The organism is Serratia sp. JSRIV004, from assembly GCF_019968705.1.
GTDB classification, from domain to species: Bacteria; Pseudomonadota; Gammaproteobacteria; order Enterobacterales; family Enterobacteriaceae; genus Chania; species Chania fonticola_B.
Genome location: NZ_CP074140.1, coordinates 1,944,283 through 1,963,511, shown reverse-complemented (window position 1 = coordinate 1,963,511; position 19,229 = coordinate 1,944,283). Strand labels below are relative to the sequence as shown.

Here is a 19,229-nt window from a genome sequence, read left to right as displayed (position 1 = left end):
CCCGCGCCGAGTAGACCTGGTCAGCGACTCTAGGCAAACCGTGATTTAACCCATTCGCGCAGCCGTTGAATATGCAGGTACAGCGCAGGAATAAAGAAGATCCCGACCAGGGTTGCCAGTAACATCCCGCCAAACACGGTAATACCGATAATTTGGCGGCTCATCGCCCCGGCACCGGTAGCAAACACCAGCGGCATCACCCCGAGAATAAAGGAAATGGCCGTCATCATCACCGCCCGGAAACGTTGCCGGGCACCGTCCTGCGCGGCTTCGCGAATGCTGGCCCCCTCTTCACGCCGCGCCTTGGAGAACTCAACGATCAGGATGGCATTCTTGGCCGCCAGGCCGATCAGCAGGACTAGCCCGATTTGGGCGTAAACGTCGTTGGCGAACCCCATCATGCGTAACCCCGCGACCGCTCCTGCCACCGCGAAAATCACCGACAGCATCACCACCAGCGGGATACTCCAGCTTTCATACTGAGCCACCAGGAACAGATAGGCGAACACCAGCGCCGCCAGATAGATCAGCAGGGCTTGGTCACCGGTTTGTTGTTCCTGCCAGGACAGGCCGCTCCAACTATAGCCGTAACCCTTTGGCAGCTGCTCGGCCAATAAAGACTCCATGGTTTTCATCGCCTGCCCGGAGCTAATCCCCTCGGCCGCAGAACCGTTCACCGATACCGACGGAAACTGGTTGAACTGGCTGATAAAAGGCGCGCCGATAGAAGGCGTGAGCCGTACCAGATTAGCCAGGCTCACCAGAGCGCCGGTGTCGCTGCGCACGTTCAGGCGATTAATTTGTTCGGTGCGTTGCCGGAAATCCATATCATTTTGCAACTGCACCCGGAACATACGGTTATTGACCGAAAAATCCCCCACGTTCAGGCCGCCAAGCGAAACTTGCAGCGTATTGAAAATCCGGCTGACCGGCACCTGCAACAGTGCAGCCCGTTCACGATCGACCGCTAGATCGATATCCGGCACCACGGCGCTGAAGGTGGTAAATACCCGGCTCAGCTCTGGCCGCTGGTTGGCCGCAAAAATAATCCCCTGGGCCACCTGAGCCATCTGCTGCGGCGTTTGCCCCTCCAGCGCCAGCAGGCGTAAATCAAAACCGGCGGCGTTGCCTAGCCCGGCGATGGCCGGTGGATTAACCACCATGATCATCGCCGAGGGGATTGCTGCCAGCCGGCCCTGAAGATCGGCTAACACCCGGTCAACATGTTCGCGTTGGCCCCAAGGTTTGAGCATCACGATGGCGAAGCCCGCATTGGGCGAATTGCCCCCGCTCAGCAGGCTGAAACCGGTAATTTTGATCACATCTTCCACCGCCGGGTTTTGTATCACCTGCTGATGCATCTGATCCATTACCGCCTGGGTACGTTCAAGGGAAGCTCCATCTGGCAACTGTACGTTGACGAAGAAGTAGCCCTGATCCTCCTCCGGCAGGAAAGAGGTTGGCAGACGGCTATAGCCATACCAGGTGGCCAAGCCAACGACAAAGAGTGCAATCACCGTGGTTAAAGCTCGCTTGCTAGCCAATGCGGTCATGCGAACATAGCCATAGCGCATCCGGTTCATACCCCGGTTGAAACCACCAAAAAAGCCGGTTTGCGCCAGCTCACGCCGCCGGATCAGCGTGGCACAAAGCGCCGGGGACAGCGTCAACGCGTTGATGCTCGACAGGATCACCGCCGCCGACAGGGTCACGGCAAACTGACGATACAGCTCACCGGTAATGCCCGGCAGCACCGCAATCGGCACAAACACCGCCATCAGCACTAACGTCGTAGCGACGATCGGCCCGGCAATCTGGCTAATCGCCTTGCGGGTTGCTTCTGCCGGGCTAAGAGCGGGATCTTGGGCCAGCAGACGCTCCACGTTTTCCACCACCACGATGGCGTCGTCTACCACGATAGTCAGCGCCAGGATAATGGCGAACAGGCTCAGGGTGTTGGCGGAGTAGCCGAAAACATACAGCACGGCGAAAGTACCGAGCAATGAAACTGGAATGGTGAGCGCCACGATAAAGGTGGCCCGCAGGCTCTGTAAGAACAGATAAACCACCAGCAACACCACCGCCAGGGTTAACGCCAGCGAAATGGCAATCTCGTGCAGCGTTGCCGTTACCGGGCGGGTAGAGTCATATTTGATGTCATAGCTCATATCGCTGGGGAAGGACTGCGACAAGCGTGCCATCTCCTGGCGTACCGCATTGGCAACATTCAGCGCGTTAGCTCCCGGCGTGGGGTAAACCACCAAAAATGCCGATTCCTGTTGGTTCATCGAAGCATTAACCTGGTAGTTTTGTGCCCCCAACTCGACCCGCGCCACGTCACCCACGCGCACCGTACCGCCATTGGCCCCGCTGCGGATAATCACCCTGGCGAACTCCTGCGGATCGTCTAAACGCCCCTGCCCGCTGATGGTCAAGGTTTGCTGCTGCCGGGAAGGCGAAGGCGCGGAACCGATTTGGCCTGCTGCGGCCTGCACGTTCTGCTGCTGCAACGCTTGCACGATGTCCTGCACGCTGATATTCAGCGACTCCATACGCTGCGGATCGAGCCAGACGCGCATGCTGTAATCCCGGGCGCCAAACACCTGCACATCTCCCACACCGCTGATGCGGGCCAAGGCATCGCGCAGTTGGATACTGGTGTAATTGCTCAGAAACAGCGTGTCACGGCTGCCCTTGGGAGAGAACACGCTAACGCCCAACAACAGATTCGAGGCCCGCTTGCGCACCGAAACCCCGTTGTTATTCACCTCTGCCGGTAGCTGCGCGCTAACCTGTGAAATACGGTTTTGCACCTCCACGGCGGCCATATCCGGATCGGTACCGCTGGCAAAGGTAATGCTCAGTTGATAACCGCCGTTGTTGGCGCTGGTCGATTCCATGTAAAGCATGTTGCTGACGCCGTTGACCTGAGCTTCGATGGGCGATGCCACCGCCTGAGCCACGTCACGAGCGCTGGCTCCAGGATAGAGCGCGCTGACGGAAACCACCGGTGGCGTGATATCGGGGTACTGCTCCACCGGGATCACCTTGAGAGAAACGATCCCCACCAGGGTGATCACCAGCGCAATCACGATGGCGAACTTTGGCCGCCGGATAAAGAAATGCAGCATCAACGTCCCCTTATGGTTGCGCGTTGGCGCTGGAGAGAATGGCGTTCACCTGCATTCCGGGCCTGACGTGCTGAACACCGGAGATAATCACCTTTTCGCCAACCTTGAGCCCGGCGTTCACCTGATAATATTGCTCATGCTGTTCACCAAGAGTTACCTCGCGCACCTCCACGATATTCTCCGGGGTGACGACCAACACAAAGTGGCCCTGCTGGTTTTGCTGAAGCGCTGCGATTGGCACCAGCGTGACCGTCTGCGGTTGCTCGGCGGTCAGGATCACGTTCACCACGCCCCCGGGCAGCAGCAGATGATTAGGATTGGCAAAACGGGTCCGTAACGTGACGGTACCAGTGTGGGCATCGATCTGGTTATCTACCGATTCAAAAGTGCCCGGCTCCGGGTAGGATTTGCCGTTGGCCAGTTCAAGACGGGCAGAAAACTGCCCTTCGGCAAGCTTGCCCTCCCCATTCTGACGCTGATAGGCGGCGGTAATATAGTCCCGTTCATTGATGGAGATCGCCACGCGGATCGGATCGAGCTGAATAATGTTGACCAGTGTGCCACTCGCCGCGTTGACCAGGCTGCCCACATGAAAACGGCTGTGGCCGATGCGCCCGGCAATCGGCGCATAAATTCGGGTATAGCTGAGTTGTAACTGCTGCGTATTAAGCAGTGCCCGCGCCTGGGCGACCGCCGCCCTGCTGGTATCACGCTCGGCTGCCGCGGCATCAATATCTGCTCTGCTAACCGCGCGGTTATTGCCTAACTGCTGCAAGCGCGTCAGGTTTACCTGAGCCAGGTTGGCTGTGGCCGTCGCGCTATCCAACTGAGCCTGAGCCTGTGCCACGGCAGAATGGTGTAATGCAGGCTCGATCTCGTACAGTAAATCCCCTGCCTTGACCATTTGCCCTTCGGTAAACGGCCGCTTGGCGATAAACCCTTCGGTACGGGTCTTCACCTCCACGGTTTGTATCGCCTCGATGCGGCCAAGATAGTGCAATGCGCGTTCGGGTTGGCTTTGTTCAATCAGCGCCACGGTCACCGCTGGCAGCGGTGCAGCAACGATCGGTGTGGCTATGGCCAGCAGCCACAGTGCCATAAAACGGGAGAACAGAGATTTTGTCATCGGCAGCAAGATCGCTCATCAATTAATCTAACTTGATGAAAATTATAGTTCACCCATAGCAAGTCAGAATGAGCTCTGCTGAAGATTTCTTGCCAAGACGCAAGCTCGCTTACGCCTTAGCCTACCAACGGTTTACTGTGCCGTATAACCACCATCAATGCTGTAAAAGGCCCCGGTGGTGAAACTGCTGTCTATAGAAAGCAAAAAAACCACCGTTTTCGCTACCTCTTCACGCGTAGCCATTCGCCCCATTGGATGAGAGGCCGCCATTTTCTCCCGCACCAAGGCGGGTAATTTGGCCATCGATGGCGTATCGACATAGCCAGGCCCGACGGCGTTGATGCGTATCCCCCGATCGGCAAACTCCAGAGCGGCGGCCCGTGTCAAACCGATAATGCCATGCTTGGCCGCGGTATAAGGTGCAATGCCCGCAATACCGACCATGCCATTGACGGCGGAGAGATTCACTACCGCGCCACCGCCTGCCGCTGCGATAGCGGGTAATCCGTACTTCATCCCATAGAAGGTGCCACTGAGATCGGTTTCAATCACCGCGTGCCAATCTTCGATGAGGTATTCATTCAGCGGCACATCATGCGGCCCGGTGATACCGGCATTATTGACCAGCAGATGCAATTGCCCACCAAGGGCTAGCGTTTGCGCTACCGCACTGCGCACCGATTCAGGATCGCGAGCATCCATAACCAACGGAAATACCGATTTGCCTGTCGGATCTATACGTTGCGCCGTTGCTGCCAGTCTTTCGCTATTTCTGGCGGTGATCGCTACCTTCGCACCGCGATCGACCAACTCTTGAGCAATAGCCTCACCAATCCCGGTGGAAGCACCGGTCACCAGTGCCACTTTACCCGTAAAATCTTGCATAACGCCTCCCGATCGCTTTGAGTTAGGCGTTCAGGGTAAGGCTTGAGCATGACAGTTTCTGGCAGTGGCGTTCCTCCAAAAATGCTGAAGCATCACCCCATTGGCAAAAGGATAAAACGAAAAAGCCCTGACAATATTTGCCAGGGCTTTTAGGTTACTGCATATTTAAAATTCAACATTAATCAACTTACTAACTGGGTACTACTTTCGATACTATTTAAAATGTACTTGTTTATCACAGATAATATTGGGTATTAAAAAGCTAACTACATCCTCCCCTATACTGGCTGATTTACAAATTTTGACTTACCTACCTCATAATAATTAGCCGAGGCAAAGCAAGCTAAACTGGTACATTCCCCCTCGCGATATAAACTATTGACGCATGGCTTTACTTTCATTGCAACAAACTTACAGGATAAAATTAACAAGTTGCAACATTAATACTTGAGAAACAGAGCCTTACATCATCGCGTTATGGTACACACCCTGCGATCGTCGGTACTGACTACGTGGCCTTAAAGCATTGTCCTTGAGCCCGAACTGGCTACTCAACGACGACTTCCCCATACAACAGAACTTCGTGGCCTTTATCGCAATATCACTAAACAACTTATTAAAAATAATCTTTCAATCTGTTATTTAGCTAAGCAGCTAACTATCAATTTCCTGCTGCTGGATACTAATCTACGACTTTTTCAAACTATGTCAATACTGTTTTTAACAACATACGTTTATTCGCTAAATCGCTAATTTTAAACGGACTGAAATCGATACGCATTTTTCTTTCTGGTTAATTACAGACGGCGTTCACATGCTCGCAAGCTAGGTGGCCACGACCTGTCAGGAAGACGAGTGTATTGCATTGGCACAAGCGGCTTTACGCCAGCGATTTTCAGCACCGCACATATTGCTTCCCCGACTGCCGCAATTCCCGCTAATTTATGCAAAATTTCCCGTATAGCGAGAATTCTGGTGGACATACCACGCTATCTGCAACACATCGGCTTCACAGGCACACCACAGGCCGATCTGCAAACTCTGCAACAGCTGCATCGCTGCCATATGCTGGCGGTACCCTTCGAGAATTTGAGCATTATCTATCATCAGGGAATCGATCTCAGCGAGGCTGGGCTGTTCAGCAAAATCGTCGAGCATAATCGCGGTGGGTTTTGCTATGAATTGAACCGGATATTCGCCCTGCTGTTGCAGCAGATCGGCTTTAAGGTGACGTTTATATCCGGGGAAATCCACGCCAGAGACGGCTCTTTTGGTCCGCCATTTGACCATATGGCGCTGGTGGTGACCCTGGATCAGCCGTATCTGGTCGATGTAGGGTTTGGTGATTCTTTCCTCGCCCCGCTGAAAATCACCACCACCGAACAACAACCGCAGGCCAGCGGTACCTTTCATCTTGAGCAAGACGGTGAGTGGTATCATCTCGAGCGCCGCAACGGCGATCGGACCTCCCACGCCAAGACGCTTTATCGCTTTACCCTGCAACCCCGGCAGCCGGAAGAGTTTAGCGACATGTGTCACTATCACAGCACTTCGCCACAGTCGCATTTTACCCAAAAGCTGGTGTGCTCCCGCCCCACAGAGGATGGCCGCATCACCCTCAGCGAGTTAAAGCTGATCGTGACCCAAAACCATCATCGTAAGGAGTCTACGCTGCATTCGGAGGAAGAACGGTTGGAGGCGCTGCGACACTATTTCGCCATTGAAATAAGGAGTTAGCGGCAAATCACCCGTGCAATATCCTTGGAGTTGTTTAACGTGCGGATCTCGGTAAACAGCTCCGTGGCTTCCTGATACTCTTTGCGCAGGTAGCTGAGCCACTGTTTGATGCGGGCGACGTGATATAAACCGGTATCGCCCTGCTTTTCCAGATGCACGTACTTTTGCAATAGCTGCACCACCTGCGGCCAAGGCATACGCGGTTCGTTATATTTCACCACCCGGCTCAGGTTGGGGATGTTCAACGCTCCACGCCCCAGCATTACCGCGTCGCAGCCGGTGGCCTGCATACAGGCCTGCGCACTTTGATAGTCCCAGATTTCCCCGTTGGCAATCACTGGGATGGTCAAACGCTGGCGGATCTCACCGATCGCCTGCCAGTTGATGCGATCGGCTTTATAACCGTCCTCTTTGGTACGGCCATGAATGGTGATTTCGGTCGCCCCCGCTTGCTGCACCGCATCGGCAATTTCAAAGCTGCGGGAATCCGAATCCCAACCCAAGCGCACTTTTACCGTCACCGGCAGATGCGCTGGCACCGCGGCGCGCATCGCTTTGGCACCCTGATAAATCAGTTCGGGATCTTTGAGCAAGGTGGCCCCGCCGCCGCTGCCGTTGACATGTTTGGACGGGCAACCGCAGTTCAGATCGACACCGTAAGAACCCAGTTCAACCGCCTGAGCGGCGTTTTCCGCCAGCCATTCGGGATACTGGCCCAGCAGTTGCACCCGCACCTGGGTGCCGGATGGCGTTCTGCTGGCATGGTGCAGTTCCGGACACAGCCGATAGAAGGATTTGGCTGGTAGCCGCTGATCGATCACCCGCAGGAATTCGGTGATGCAGAGATCGTAATCGTTCACCTCGGTGAGCAATTCCCGCACCAGAGAGTCGAGTACCCCCTCCATTGGAGCCAATAATACGCGCATGCCTACCCCTGCTATCTAAGAGGGCGCAATGATACGGGCGAAAGAGGGAGCCAACAAGCCTCCCGCCGATAAAATTAGCCTAGCTTGCGCAGCGGCTCACCGGCAATAAAGGCCTGGATATCGGCAATCGCTTCCCGGAAATAGGTGCGGTAGTTATCATCCGCGACATAACCCACATGCGGCGTAGCCAGCACGTTGGGCAAACGGCGCAATGGGTGATCGGCTGGCAGTGGCTCTACTTCAAACACGTCCAGCCCGGCACCGGCGATCTGCCCGGTTTGCAGCGCCTCAACCAACGCTTGTTGATCGACAATTGCCGCGCGTGAGGTGTTGATCAGGAATGCACTGGTTTTCATCTGCGCCAGCGCCTGGCGATCGATCAGCCCACGGCTGCGATCGCTTAACACCAGATGTACCGAAACAAAGTCACTCGCTGCCAGTAACGCCTGTTTTGACTCGGCAAGTTGCACGCCGAATTCCTGTGCCCTTTCAGCCGTCAGATTTTGGCTCCAGGCAACGACGTTCATGCCAAACGCCTGTGCTACCCTCGCCATCTGTCCGCCGATCTTGCCCAGCCCCAGTAGGCCTAACGTTTTGCCATGCAAGGTGATGCCAACATGTTGCTGCCAAGGTCCGTTGGCACGTAATCCGCTGCTTTCAGCCACCAGATGCTTGGCCAAACCGAGGATGAGCGCCCAGGTCAGTTCCATCGGCGCTTCAGAACCGCTGGCGGTGCCGCAAACGGTGACGCCTTGTCGGGTTGCCGCTGGCAGATCGATCGAAGCGTTGCGCATACCTGAGGTGATCAGCAGTTGCAGTTTCGGCAAACGAGCAAGCAATGCGGCGGTGAACGGCGTGCGCTCTCGCATTATCACCACGATCTCGCAGTCTTTGATGCGGCTCACCAGTTGGTCTTCATCGTCAATATGCTCACGCAGGGAGAAAACCTCAACCTGCTCGCCAAGGACGGACCAATCCGCCATCTTCAGCGCTACACTTTGGTAATCATCAAGAATTGCACACTTCAATTTCATCTGGATCTCCGGAAACAGGCGAAAAAAAACCGCCAATCAATGGCGGTTCAGTATAGATCATCAATCGAGGATCACTCAGACGGTTTACGGCTATGCGGACGGCGCGATGGAGCACCTGAACGTGGTTTGCCGTCACCCTGCGGGCGAGCACTGCCGCCGCCGCGATTTTCACGCTGACCGCCGCCATTGCCACTACGCTGGCCGCCACCGTTACCGGTACGCGGAGCGCCGCCGCCGTTGCCACGCGGAGCACCACGGCCACCACCAGCCTGACGGCCATTGATGATCGGTTCGGCTTTGATGCTTGGGTCCGGCTCATAGCCTGGCAGCGCAATACGTGGAATTTCACGCTTGAGCAGGCGCTCAATATCACGCAACAGTTTGTGTTCATCCACGCAGACCAACGAGATCGCCTCACCGGTACGTTCGGCACGGCCAGTACGGCCAATGCGGTGGACGTAATCTTCCGGTACGTTTGGCAGTTCGTAGTTCACCACGTGTGGCAACTGATCGATATCCAGGCCGCGCGCAGCGATGTCGGTAGCTACCAGCACACGGATTTTGCCGTCTTTAAAATCTGCCAATGCGCGGGTACGGGCACCCTGGCTTTTATTGCCGTGGATAGCCGCAGCGGTGATGCCATCTTTATTCAGTTGTTCAGCCAAATGGTTGGCACCGTGCTTGGTACGGTTAAATACCAGCACCTGCTTCCAGTCACCTTCGCCGATCATCTGGGAAAGCAGTTCACGCTTACGCTTCTTATCGACAAAGTGAACGCTCTGTTCAATTTGCTCAGATGCGGTGTTGCGGCGAGCCACTTCTACCGAGGCCGGGTTGGTCAGCAGTTTACTGGCCAGCCCTTTGATCTCATCGGAGAAGGTCGCGGAGAACAGCAGGTTCTGACGCTTGGCAGGCAGCTTGGACAGCACGCGGCGGATATCATGGATAAAGCCCATATCCAGCATGCGGTCGGCTTCGTCCAGCACCAGAATTTCAATTTTGGACAGATCAACCGCGTTCTGATGTTCCAGATCCAGCAGGCGACCCGGCGTTGCCACCAGGATGTCAACGCCGCCGCGCAGCTTCATCATCTGCGGGTTGATGCTCACACCACCAAACACCACCAGCGAACGCAGGCGCAGGTGTTTGCTGTAAGCCTCAACGTTTTCACCGATTTGTGCAGCCAGTTCACGGGTTGGCGTCAGGATCAACGCGCGCACCGGGCGGCGGCCTTTGATTGGGTGATCGTGTTTGCTCAGCAGCTGTAATAGCGGCAAGGTAAAACCAGCTGTTTTACCGGTGCCGGTCTGGGCGCTGGCCATCAGGTCACGGCCTGCCAATACCACCGGGATTGCCTGGCGTTGAATTGGCGTAGGTTCGCGATAGCCCTGTTCTTCAACAGCGCGCAGAATTTCAGCACTTAAGCCGAGGGTTTCAAATGACATAGTAGAGAAAAACTCCAGATCCCCCCTAACCTAAACAAATGTTCGGTGCAGTTTCCGGGAGGATGATCAGACGGGGCATAAGGAGGTACTCGCACTTTTTTGCGGCACATCCTCGGCATGACCTCGAGGGATTGGCACAAACTGCAGTGCACCAAGCGCGAGAGTGTAGCAGAAATCGAACAAGAAAAGGCAATTTTACGTGTTCACAGCACTTTTCGCCGAGCAAGCTCACGGAAAAGCAAAATGTTCTGGCCTGTGGTTTACATTTTAGCCCGCCCGGCCTAAAGTTAATCATATGATTGATTAACTTTTTGGGTCAACCTATGTCCTCTGCAGAAAACCCGCCGCTAAGCCCTCTCAAACGGGGTGAACAAGCGCGCCAACAACTGCTCACCGCCGCGATTGAAGTGTTCGGCGAATATGGCCTTTCGGGTGCCACCACGCGGCAAATCGCCCAGCGTGCCGGGCAGAACATCGCCGCTATCACCTACTATTTCAACTCGAAAGAGGGGTTATATCTGGCGGTAGCCCAGTGGATTGCCGACTTTATCCAGCAAAGTTTCCGCCCACTGAGCGAAGAAATCGAACGTTTCTATCAACTGCCCGCGGAGCAACGCCAGCCGGAGCGTTATCTCTACCATCTCAAAAGCGGGTTGCTGGCCTTCAGCCAACTGATGACCGAGCCCCACACGCTCAATCTGAGCAAGATTATGTCTCGCGAACAGCTTTCGCCAACCGATGCTTATCCGCTGATCCACCAGCAAGTGATAGCCCCGTTGCATCACTTACTGTGTCGCCTGTTAGCGGGCTACACCGGCATCGATGAGCGTTCCACCAAAATCGTCTTGCATACCCATGCGCTGATCGGTGAGGTTCTGGCATTCCGCGTTGGCCGGGAAACTTTGCTACGCCAGGCAGGCTGGCATCAGATCGCGGCAGAAGAAGCCGAGCAAATTAGCGAGGTGCTGGCCGAACATATCGACATTCTGGTTAACGGGCTACGCCAGCGTTACGCCGTCTAACTTTCCGTCTTGCAGTCAAGGAACATTATGAACAAGAAAAGAGTTGCCATTGTGGGTATAGCGATCGTGCTGATCGCCGCTGCGGCCTACGGTTTCTGGTCTTACCAACGCCAGCAGGACAAGCCTTTGACGCTGTATGGCAATGTAGATATCCGCACGGTCAACCTGGGTTTCCGCGTTAATGGCCGGTTGGCCTCACTGGCGGTAGACGAAGGGGACAGCGTGCAACAGGGGCAGCTGCTGGGCAAACTGGACGATGCCCCTTACCAGAACGCGTTGCTACAGGCACAGGCCAACGTTGCCAGCGCCAAAGCCAAACTGGATTTATTGCAGGCAGGCTACCGCAACGAGGAGATTGCTCAGGTACGATCCGAAGTGGCGCAACGGCAGTCGGCCTTCAGTTATGCCGACAGCTTCTTCCAACGTCAGCAGGGGCTATGGGCGAAAAAGGCCACCTCTGCCAACGCCCTGGAAGATGCCCGCACCGCGCGTAATCAGGCGCAGGCAAATTTGCAGGCGTCGAAAGACAAACTGTCGCAATACCTGACCGGTAACCGCCCACAGGAAATCGAACAGGCCAAAGCCAATCTGGCACTAGCCGAGGCAGCACTGGCGCAAGCCCAGTTGGATCTGCATGACACCACCCTGCTCTCACCGTCCGTTGGTACGGTAATGACGCGAGCCGTGGAGCCAGGCACCATGCTCAGCGCTGGCAGCACAGTGTTTACCCTATCGTTGACGCGGCCGGTATGGGTTCGTGCCTACATCAATGAAGCCAGCCTGGGTAGCGCTACGCCAGGTACCGAAGTCTTGATCGAGACCGACAGCCGCCCTGGCAAGCCTTATCACGGCAAGATCGGCTTTGTTTCCCCCACCGCGGAGTTCACTCCCAAAAGCGTAGAAACGCCAGATTTGCGTACCGATCTGGTCTACCGCCTGCGGATCATCGTCAACGATGCCGATGACGCCTTGCGTCAGGGGATGCCGGTAACCGTCCATTTCACACAACCGTAAGGAACCGTGATGGCACAGGCACATACGATTGAACTGGTGGCGTTGGAAAAACGCTTTCCATCACTCGATAAACCAGCGGTAGCCAGCCTGACGACCACGTTGCGCAGTGGTGCGGTGACCGGGCTGGTTGGCCCCGATGGCGCGGGCAAAACTACCCTGCTGCGCATGTTGGCAGGTTTGCTGCTCCCCAGCAGCGGCAAGCTGACCGTCGCCGGGTTGGATCCGATCGCACAGGATCGCCAGTTGCACGCCATTCTCGGTTACATGCCGCAAAAGTTTGGGCTGTATGAAGATCTGACGGTGATGGAAAATCTCACGCTTTATGCCGATCTGCGCGGAGTCACCGGCGATCTGCGTAAGCAAACCTTTGAGCGGTTGCTGACGTTTACCGATCTGACCCGCTTTACCGAACGTCTGGCGGGTAAGCTTTCCGGCGGGATGAAGCAAAAGCTAGGGCTGGCCTGTACGCTGCTTGGTCAACCTCAGGTGCTGCTGCTGGATGAGCCCGGCGTCGGCGTCGATCCCATTTCACGTCGTGAACTGTGGCGAATGGTGCATGAGCTGGCCAACGACGGCATGCTGATCCTGTGGAGTACCTCCTATCTAGACGAAGCTGAGCAGTGCCGCGAAGTGCTGCTGATGAACGAAGGTGAGTTGCTGTTCAGCGGCGCGCCACAGGATCTTACCCAGCGCATGGCTGGCCGTACCATTTTGATCGACACCCCAGCCGGTAGCCACCGATCGCTGTTGCAGAGGGCGATCTGCCTGCCTGCGGTTAGCGACGGTGTGATCCAGGGGAAATATCTGCGGCTGATCCTCAAGCCGGGTGAAGATCACCAGCAGGTATTGCGGGATCTGGATCTGCCACAGGCCGAATTAACCGAGGCCGATCCGCGTTTTGAGGATGCGTTTATCGATCTGCTGGGCGGCGGCCCGAACAGCAAATCCGCCCTGGCCGAGATCATGCCTACGGTAACGGGCGACAACTCGGAAACGGTGATCGAAGCACAGGGGTTGACCAAAAAATTCGGCGACTTTGCGGCCACCGATCATGTGGATTTCAAGGTGCAGCGCGGCGAGATTTTTGGCCTGCTTGGCCCCAACGGCGCGGGCAAATCCACCACCTTCAAGATGATGTGTGGCCTGCTGGTACCTAGCGATGGCAAAGCGCTGGTGCTCGGTATGGATCTAAAAACCAGCTCCGGCAAAGCGCGCCAGCATCTGGGCTATATGGCGCAGAAATTTTCGCTGTATGGCAACCTGACGGTGGCCCAGAACCTGAAGTTTTTCTCTGGCGTTTATGGGCTAAGCGGTAAGAGCCAGCGCGATAAAATCGAGGAGATGTCTCGCGCCTTCAACTTCGCCCCGATCCTCAACCAAACGCCGGATTCGCTGCCGCTCGGTTTCAAACAGCGGCTGGCGCTGGCCTGCGCGCTGATGCATGAGCCAGATATTCTGTTTCTTGATGAGCCCACCTCGGGCGTCGATCCCCTGACCCGGCGCGAGTTCTGGCTGCACATCAACGGCATGGTGGATAAAGGCGTGACGGTGATGGTCACCACCCACTTTATGGATGAAGCGGAATACTGCGATCGTATCGGCCTGGTGTATCGCGGCAAAATCATCGCCGCCGGTACGCCGGACGATCTCAAACAGCAGATAGCCAGCGAGCAAAACCCCAACCCTTCGATGGAAGAGGCGTTTATCGAACTGGTGCAGGGTTACGATCGGGAGGAGACAGCATGAGCAGCGACAACGGCTTTTCCTGGCGGCGGCTGCGGGCATTGTGCCTGAAAGAAACCCGGCAGATATTGCGCGATCCCAGCAGCGGACTGATTGCCTTCGTCATTCCGTTGATGCTGCTGTTTATCTTTGGCTACGGCATCAATCTGGATTCCAGCAAGCTACGGCTGGGGATCCTGATGGAGCAGCAAAGCGAAGAGGCTCGCGATCTGGCCAATGCTTTTATCGGCTCGCCCTATATTGAACCGACCGTCAGCGATAACCGCCAGCAGCTGATCCAGATGATGCAGGCTGGCAGCATCCGCGGCCTGGTAGTGATCCCCAGCGATTTTGCCGAGCATTTGGCAAGGCCCAACGACCGCGCTCCGTTGCAGGTCATTACCGACGGCAGCGAGCCCAATACCGCCAACTTTGTGCAAGGCTATACCCAGGGGATCTGGCAAATCTGGCAGCAACAGCGCGCCACCGATCTGGGGCGTGATGACAAGCCACTGATTGAAGTCCAGATGCGCTACTGGTTTAACCCGGCGGCCATCAGCCAGCACTTTATTATTCCGGGGGCCATCACCATTATCATGACGGTGATCGGTGCCATTCTGACCTCGTTGGTAATCGCCCGCGAATGGGAGCGTGGCACCATGGAGGCACTGCTTTCCACCCAGGTCACACGCAGCGAGCTGCTGCTGTCCAAGCTGGTGCCGTACTATTTCCTGGGCATGATCGCCATGGTGCTGTGTATGGTGGTTTCGGTATTTGTACTCGGCGTGCCCTACCGTGGCTCCCTGCTGCTGCTGTTCGTGATCAGTAGCCTGTTCCTGGCCAGCACGCTCGGCATGGGGCTGTTAATCTCGACCATCACCCGCAACCAGTTTAACGCGGCAATGGTAGCCCTGAACGCCGCCTTTTTACCTTCAATTATGCTGTCTGGATTTATCTTCCAGATCGACAGTATGCCCGCCGTGGTGCGTGCGGTGACCTATATCATTCCGGCGCGCTACTTTGTCAGCACGCTGCAAACACTGTTCCTGGCGGGCAACATCGGCACCGTGTTGGTGATTAACCTGCTGTTTTTGATCGCCTCGGCGGTGGTGTTTATCGGCCTGACGGCCTGGAAAACCCAGCGGCGGCTGGATTAAGGGGAAGCCATGTTTCACCGTCTCTGGACGTTGATCGTTAAAGAAATGCAGTCGTTGCTGCGCGATCCGCAGACCCGCGCGATCCTGATTATGCCGGTGTTGTTGCAGGTGGTGTTGTTCCCGTTCGCCGCCACGCTGGAAGTCACCAACGCCACCATCGCGGTGTACAGTGAGGACAGCGGCCAGCACTCCATTGAGCTGACTCAGCGCCTCGCCAAAGCCAAAGCCTTTTCTCACGTGCTGTTGTTACGCAGCCCGCAGGAGATTAGAACCACCATTGATAATCAGAAGGCGCTGCTGCTGGTCCGCTTCCCGGCCAACTTCTCACGGGATATCGCCAGCGGTAATACCGCGCCGTTGCAGTTGATCCTCGATGGTCGTAACTCCAACAGCGCGCAGATCGCCGCCAACTATGTGCAACAGATCGTGCAGGACTACCAGAATGAGCTGATTGGGCAGCGTACCAAGCCCAACAACAGCGAACTGGTGGTGCGTAACTGGTATAACCCGAATCTGGATTACAAATGGTTCGTGGTGCCTTCGCTGATCGCGATGATCACCACCATCGGCGTACTGATCGTTACCTCACTTTCCGTCGCGCGTGAACGTGAGCAAGGCACGTTAGAGCAGTTATTGGTTTCGCCTTTAACCACCTGGCAGATCTTTATCGGCAAGGCGGTACCGGCCCTGATCATTGCCACCTTCCAGGCTTCGATCGTGTTGTTTATCGGTATCTTTGCCTATCAGATCCCGTTTGCCGGTTCGCTGCTGCTGTTCTATGGCACCATGCTGGTTTACGGGCTGTCTTTGGTGGGCTTCGGGCTGCTGATTTCTTCGCTGTGCGCGACGCAGCAGCAGGCATTTATCGGGGTGTTTGTGTTTATGATGCCGGCGATACTGCTTTCCGGCTATGTCTCGCCAGTGGAGAATATGCCGGTTTGGCTACAGCATCTTACCTGGGCCAACCCTATCCGCCACTTCACCGATATCACCAAGCAGATCTACCTCAAGGATGCCGGTTTCGGCATTATCTGGCACAGCCTGTGGCCATTACTGGTGATCACCGCCACCACCGGCAGCGCGGCCTATGCCATGTTCCGGCGCAAGATTGCCTGAATTTCGGGCGTAAAAAAACCGACGGGTGAGGTCGGTTTTTTTACTTTCCGGCACTGAGTTGGTGGCTCTAGCCGGAGTGAGGCAGTCCACATCTAACGTAATCAGTATACGCAGGATTTGATTGATTTTCAAACTACCGCATAGACGATATAATCAGCAGGTTAGCGCTGTTTGCTGCGGAACTCTGGTCTGCGAGGGAAAGTATTCAAGTCCTGGCTGGAGTGACGGGTGGTGCCGGTTCTGGTGCTCTAGCCAGAGTGAAGCAGTCCACATCTAACAATGAAGGGCAACCCCTATAACAGGCAGTGTAAGGGCAAGTAGGGGGCTTTCACTCCATTTATGAAGAAAACGGGTGAAAGCTTTAATCGATAAAGTTCTCATCGTTCTGAAAGCGCTGGTTGCGCTGCTGGAACTGATCCGCCGGTTCATCGATTGATGATGGTGGAAACGTAGCTAAGGCCGGGGAGTTAACCACTCTCCGGCTTTTAATATTTCTGTGCAACGGTGAAGTGAAGCGCTATGGAAATGATGTTAAACCGTAAACAGAATGCGTAGAATATGCGTACTGTAATTTAATTGCTTATGGAGGGCGATTTGACGGAATCGGCGGTAGTTAAGGACAACACTTTTGACAGCATGGTCCGTTTTGGGTTGAAGATGGCCTGGTTCAACCTGTTAGCCTTGGTCATTATACTCATGGTAGCCTCTTTCGTGCCTGACGAAACGGCGGAGTGGATCGATCTCGTAGTGAGTATCCTCTGCTTCATCAATATAACGATGAATATCCTGGTATTTTGCTTTGCTTTGGTTGGACTATTTAAATCCAGATTAAAGTGGTCAGCATTGCTAGCTATGTTTATCGTTTTAGTGAGTTTTGCACTTTATCTTATTGTAATAATAGCATCTTTCCAAACCAGCTAGATTTTAAATATGCAGGGCAATATCTAGCTGATTGCCCTGCTCGCTTAACCTTTCAAATATTCATTAGTTAGTAATGTTTAGGATTGCGCAATTTTTTCAGCCGATTTCTTGGTAAAACCTTCTATCGGGTTCCAACCATCCAACCCTTTGACTTCTTTGAGATAGTAGGCATAGTTGGCAATCATGGCACAAGTACCTGCATAGGCAATATTAATACCGCGGATCGCTGGTTCCAGATTCATTGCTGTCCCAGCATCAATAATTATCAGAATCACATTAAGCACTACAACCGCACCGAATAGCACCAACCCTTTCTTCCATAAACCAAGAATGCAGAAATAAATAATACCAAAGAAAAAAGCATAAAAGTTAAAGACATATTTAGTACGGGCGAGGAATTTCATATTTTTTATCGTGTCTTTGTATTGCTGTGAGTGGATATTTCCAGCCACACTGTCAAACAGAGCAAAACGATCTTTCCATTTTTGACTTAATTCGGTCTTATCCATGATAGCTTTTCACAATCCATATTATTATCATCCTAAGTAAAAGACAGATATGACTTTTACCCTCCCTATCCATCGGATATTAAACAAAAAAAACCTTATAGATGTCAAGGTGATAATTTTTCAACCAGAAACCAGAAAAATCCCATAAAAAAGCCCCGTGTTAAAACGGGGCCAGATATTTATTGCTGAGCTAGCATATTAGCGGCGGTTGCCGAAGATACGCAGGAGCATCAGGAACAGGTTGATAAAGTCGAGATACAGCGTCAATGCGCCAACGATAGCGTATTTGCGGAAGCTGTCTTTATCATCGGCATTCAGCTGTTCACCCATCGCTTTCAGTTTCTGGGTGTCATACGCCGTCAGGCCCACAAATACCAGCACGCCGATATAGGTGATTGCCCACATCAGCGCCGGGCTTTTCAGCCAGATGTTCACCAGTGAAGCCAGCACAATACCAATCAGCCCCATAAACAGCATACTACCGAAACCGCTCAAATCGCGTTTGGTCGTGTAGCCGTACAGGCTCATCGCGCCGAACATACCCGCAGTGACCACGAAGGTGCTGGCGATCGAGCTATAGGTGTAGGCAATGAAGATGCTCGATAGCGTTAACCCGGTCAGCGCCGAGTAAAGCATAAATAGCCCAGTGGCCATGGTGCCGCTCAGGCGGTTAACCATGCCGGAAATCACAAACACCAGGCCCAACTGCAGGATAATCAGCCCAAAGAAGGTGATCTGGCTAGAGAAAATAAAGTTGATGATCGCAGGCGTATGCGCTGCATACCAGGAAACAAATGCGGTCAACAGCAAGCCACAGGTCATCCAGCCATACACCTGCGCCATATAAGCCTGAATGCCGCTGTTGGCACGTTCAACGATCGAACCATTACGTGGATATCGGTCCATGACGGTTACCTTTTACATGTGAGCCAAGTTTCGGGGAACTTCCCCTGCCAATAGTAAGCGTATCACAGAAAACGCTACGCGAAACGGGCAAAGGTATTGATTTATTTCCGCTGTTGAGGCGCGATTTACCAACGCTTGGCGGCTTGTTTATCCGTATCGCGAGCCTCTACCCAGCGGTCTCCCTGCCCGGTCGCCTCACGTTTCCAGAAGGGAGCTCGGGTTTTCAGGTAATCCATAATAAATTGTGCCGCCTCAAAGGCCATACTGCGGTGAGCGCTGGTCACGCCGACAAACACAATTTCATCACCAGGAAAGAGATCACCGATACGGTGGATCACCGTTACCCGTTGCAATGGCCAACGGGTTCTTGCCTCTGCAACGATCTCTTCAAGGGCTTTTTCAGTCATGCCAGGGTAATGCTCCAACGACAGCGCGCTGACGTCATCCCCCAGATTGTGATTGCGTACCTTGCCGGTAAAGGTCACCACCGCGCCGTCATCATCACACTGTGCCAGCCACTGGTATTCTTCACCTACGCTAAAAGTTGCCTGGCCAACGCGGATACGAGTATTTTCCAC

General features: G+C 54.5%; 16 protein-coding genes. 7 read left to right on the top strand and 9 right to left on the bottom strand.

Annotated features, from left to right (window positions below; all coding sequences use genetic code 11):
* Positions 1-29 precede the first annotated feature (29 nt).
* From KGP21_RS09445 to KGP21_RS09435, 3 genes are all read right to left on the bottom strand, one after another.
* Positions 30-3,131, bottom strand: a complete 3,102-nt coding sequence (locus KGP21_RS09445) for an efflux RND transporter permease subunit (RefSeq protein WP_223538003.1) — start codon at positions 3,129-3,131, stop codon at positions 30-32.
* A gap of 10 nt (positions 3,132-3,141) precedes the next feature.
* The gene (locus tag KGP21_RS09440) at positions 3,142-4,230 is read right to left on the bottom strand and encodes an efflux RND transporter periplasmic adaptor subunit (protein WP_223501504.1); all 1,089 of its coding nucleotides are present in this window, start codon (positions 4,228-4,230) and stop codon (positions 3,142-3,144) included.
* 159 nt (positions 4,231-4,389) lie between these two features.
* Positions 4,390-5,142: an SDR family NAD(P)-dependent oxidoreductase gene (locus KGP21_RS09435; RefSeq protein WP_223538000.1), complete on the bottom strand. Its 753-nt coding sequence runs from the start codon at positions 5,140-5,142 to the stop codon at positions 4,390-4,392.
* A 975-nt stretch (positions 5,143-6,117) separates the two neighbouring features.
* On the opposite strand from KGP21_RS09435, the gene KGP21_RS09430 reads away from it, so the two are divergent.
* The gene (locus KGP21_RS09430; protein WP_059201991.1) at positions 6,118-6,879 is read left to right on the top strand and encodes an arylamine N-acetyltransferase; all 762 of its coding nucleotides are present in this window, start codon (positions 6,118-6,120) and stop codon (positions 6,877-6,879) included.
* Here the strand turns inward: KGP21_RS09430 and dusC are convergent.
* From dusC to rhlE, 3 genes are all read right to left on the bottom strand, one after another.
* Positions 6,876-7,805 (bottom strand): tRNA dihydrouridine(16) synthase DusC, encoded by a 930-nt coding sequence (dusC, locus tag KGP21_RS09425; RefSeq protein ID WP_021180408.1) that lies wholly within the window; start codon positions 7,803-7,805, stop codon positions 6,876-6,878. The genes KGP21_RS09430 and dusC overlap by 4 nt on opposite strands.
* 74 nt (positions 7,806-7,879) lie before the next feature.
* Positions 7,880-8,839: a D-2-hydroxyacid dehydrogenase family protein gene (locus KGP21_RS09420; RefSeq protein WP_223537998.1), complete on the bottom strand. Its 960-nt coding sequence runs from the start codon at positions 8,837-8,839 to the stop codon at positions 7,880-7,882.
* A gap of 71 nt (positions 8,840-8,910) precedes the next feature.
* Positions 8,911-10,284, bottom strand: a complete 1,374-nt coding sequence (rhlE, locus tag KGP21_RS09415) for an ATP-dependent RNA helicase RhlE (RefSeq protein WP_024483101.1) — start codon at positions 10,282-10,284, stop codon at positions 8,911-8,913.
* 323 nt (positions 10,285-10,607) lie between these two features.
* On the opposite strand from rhlE, the gene cecR reads away from it, so the two are divergent.
* From cecR to dinQ, 6 genes are all read left to right on the top strand, one after another.
* Entirely contained in the window at positions 10,608-11,306 is a 699-nt protein-coding gene (gene cecR / locus KGP21_RS09410; RefSeq protein WP_021805219.1) for a transcriptional regulator CecR, read from the top strand.
* 27 nt (positions 11,307-11,333) lie between these two features.
* Positions 11,334-12,320 (top strand): secretion protein HlyD, encoded by a 987-nt coding sequence (gene hlyD / locus KGP21_RS09405; protein WP_021805220.1) that lies wholly within the window; start codon positions 11,334-11,336, stop codon positions 12,318-12,320.
* A 9-nt stretch (positions 12,321-12,329) separates the two neighbouring features.
* Positions 12,330-14,066, top strand: coding sequence for an ATP-binding cassette domain-containing protein (locus KGP21_RS09400; protein WP_021805221.1), 1,737 nt, complete (start codon positions 12,330-12,332; stop codon positions 14,064-14,066).
* Positions 14,063-15,199, top strand: a complete 1,137-nt coding sequence (locus tag KGP21_RS09395) for an ABC transporter permease (RefSeq protein ID WP_021805222.1) — start codon at positions 14,063-14,065, stop codon at positions 15,197-15,199. Before KGP21_RS09400 ends, KGP21_RS09395 begins: the two co-directional genes overlap by 4 nt.
* A 9-nt stretch (positions 15,200-15,208) precedes the next feature.
* A complete protein-coding gene (locus KGP21_RS09390; RefSeq protein ID WP_021805223.1) occupies positions 15,209-16,315 on the top strand; it encodes an ABC transporter permease in 1,107 nt (368 codons plus the stop codon).
* A 352-nt stretch (positions 16,316-16,667) separates the two neighbouring features.
* Positions 16,668-16,751, top strand: coding sequence for a damage-inducible type I toxin DinQ (dinQ, locus tag KGP21_RS29755; protein ID WP_363136641.1), 84 nt, complete (start codon positions 16,668-16,670; stop codon positions 16,749-16,751).
* A gap of 562 nt (positions 16,752-17,313) precedes the next feature.
* Here dinQ and KGP21_RS09385 read toward each other — a convergent pair.
* From KGP21_RS09385 to moaE, 3 genes are all read right to left on the bottom strand, one after another.
* Positions 17,314-17,745, bottom strand: a complete 432-nt coding sequence (locus KGP21_RS09385; protein WP_059200189.1) for a DUF2628 domain-containing protein — start codon at positions 17,743-17,745, stop codon at positions 17,314-17,316.
* Positions 17,746-17,943: 198 nt separating this feature from the next.
* Positions 17,944-18,651 (bottom strand): Bax inhibitor-1/YccA family protein, encoded by a 708-nt coding sequence (locus KGP21_RS09380; RefSeq protein WP_021180400.1) that lies wholly within the window; start codon positions 18,649-18,651, stop codon positions 17,944-17,946.
* Between the two features lie 125 nt (positions 18,652-18,776).
* A complete protein-coding gene (gene moaE / locus KGP21_RS09375) occupies positions 18,777-19,229 on the bottom strand; it encodes a molybdopterin synthase catalytic subunit MoaE (RefSeq protein WP_021805225.1) in 453 nt (150 codons plus the stop codon).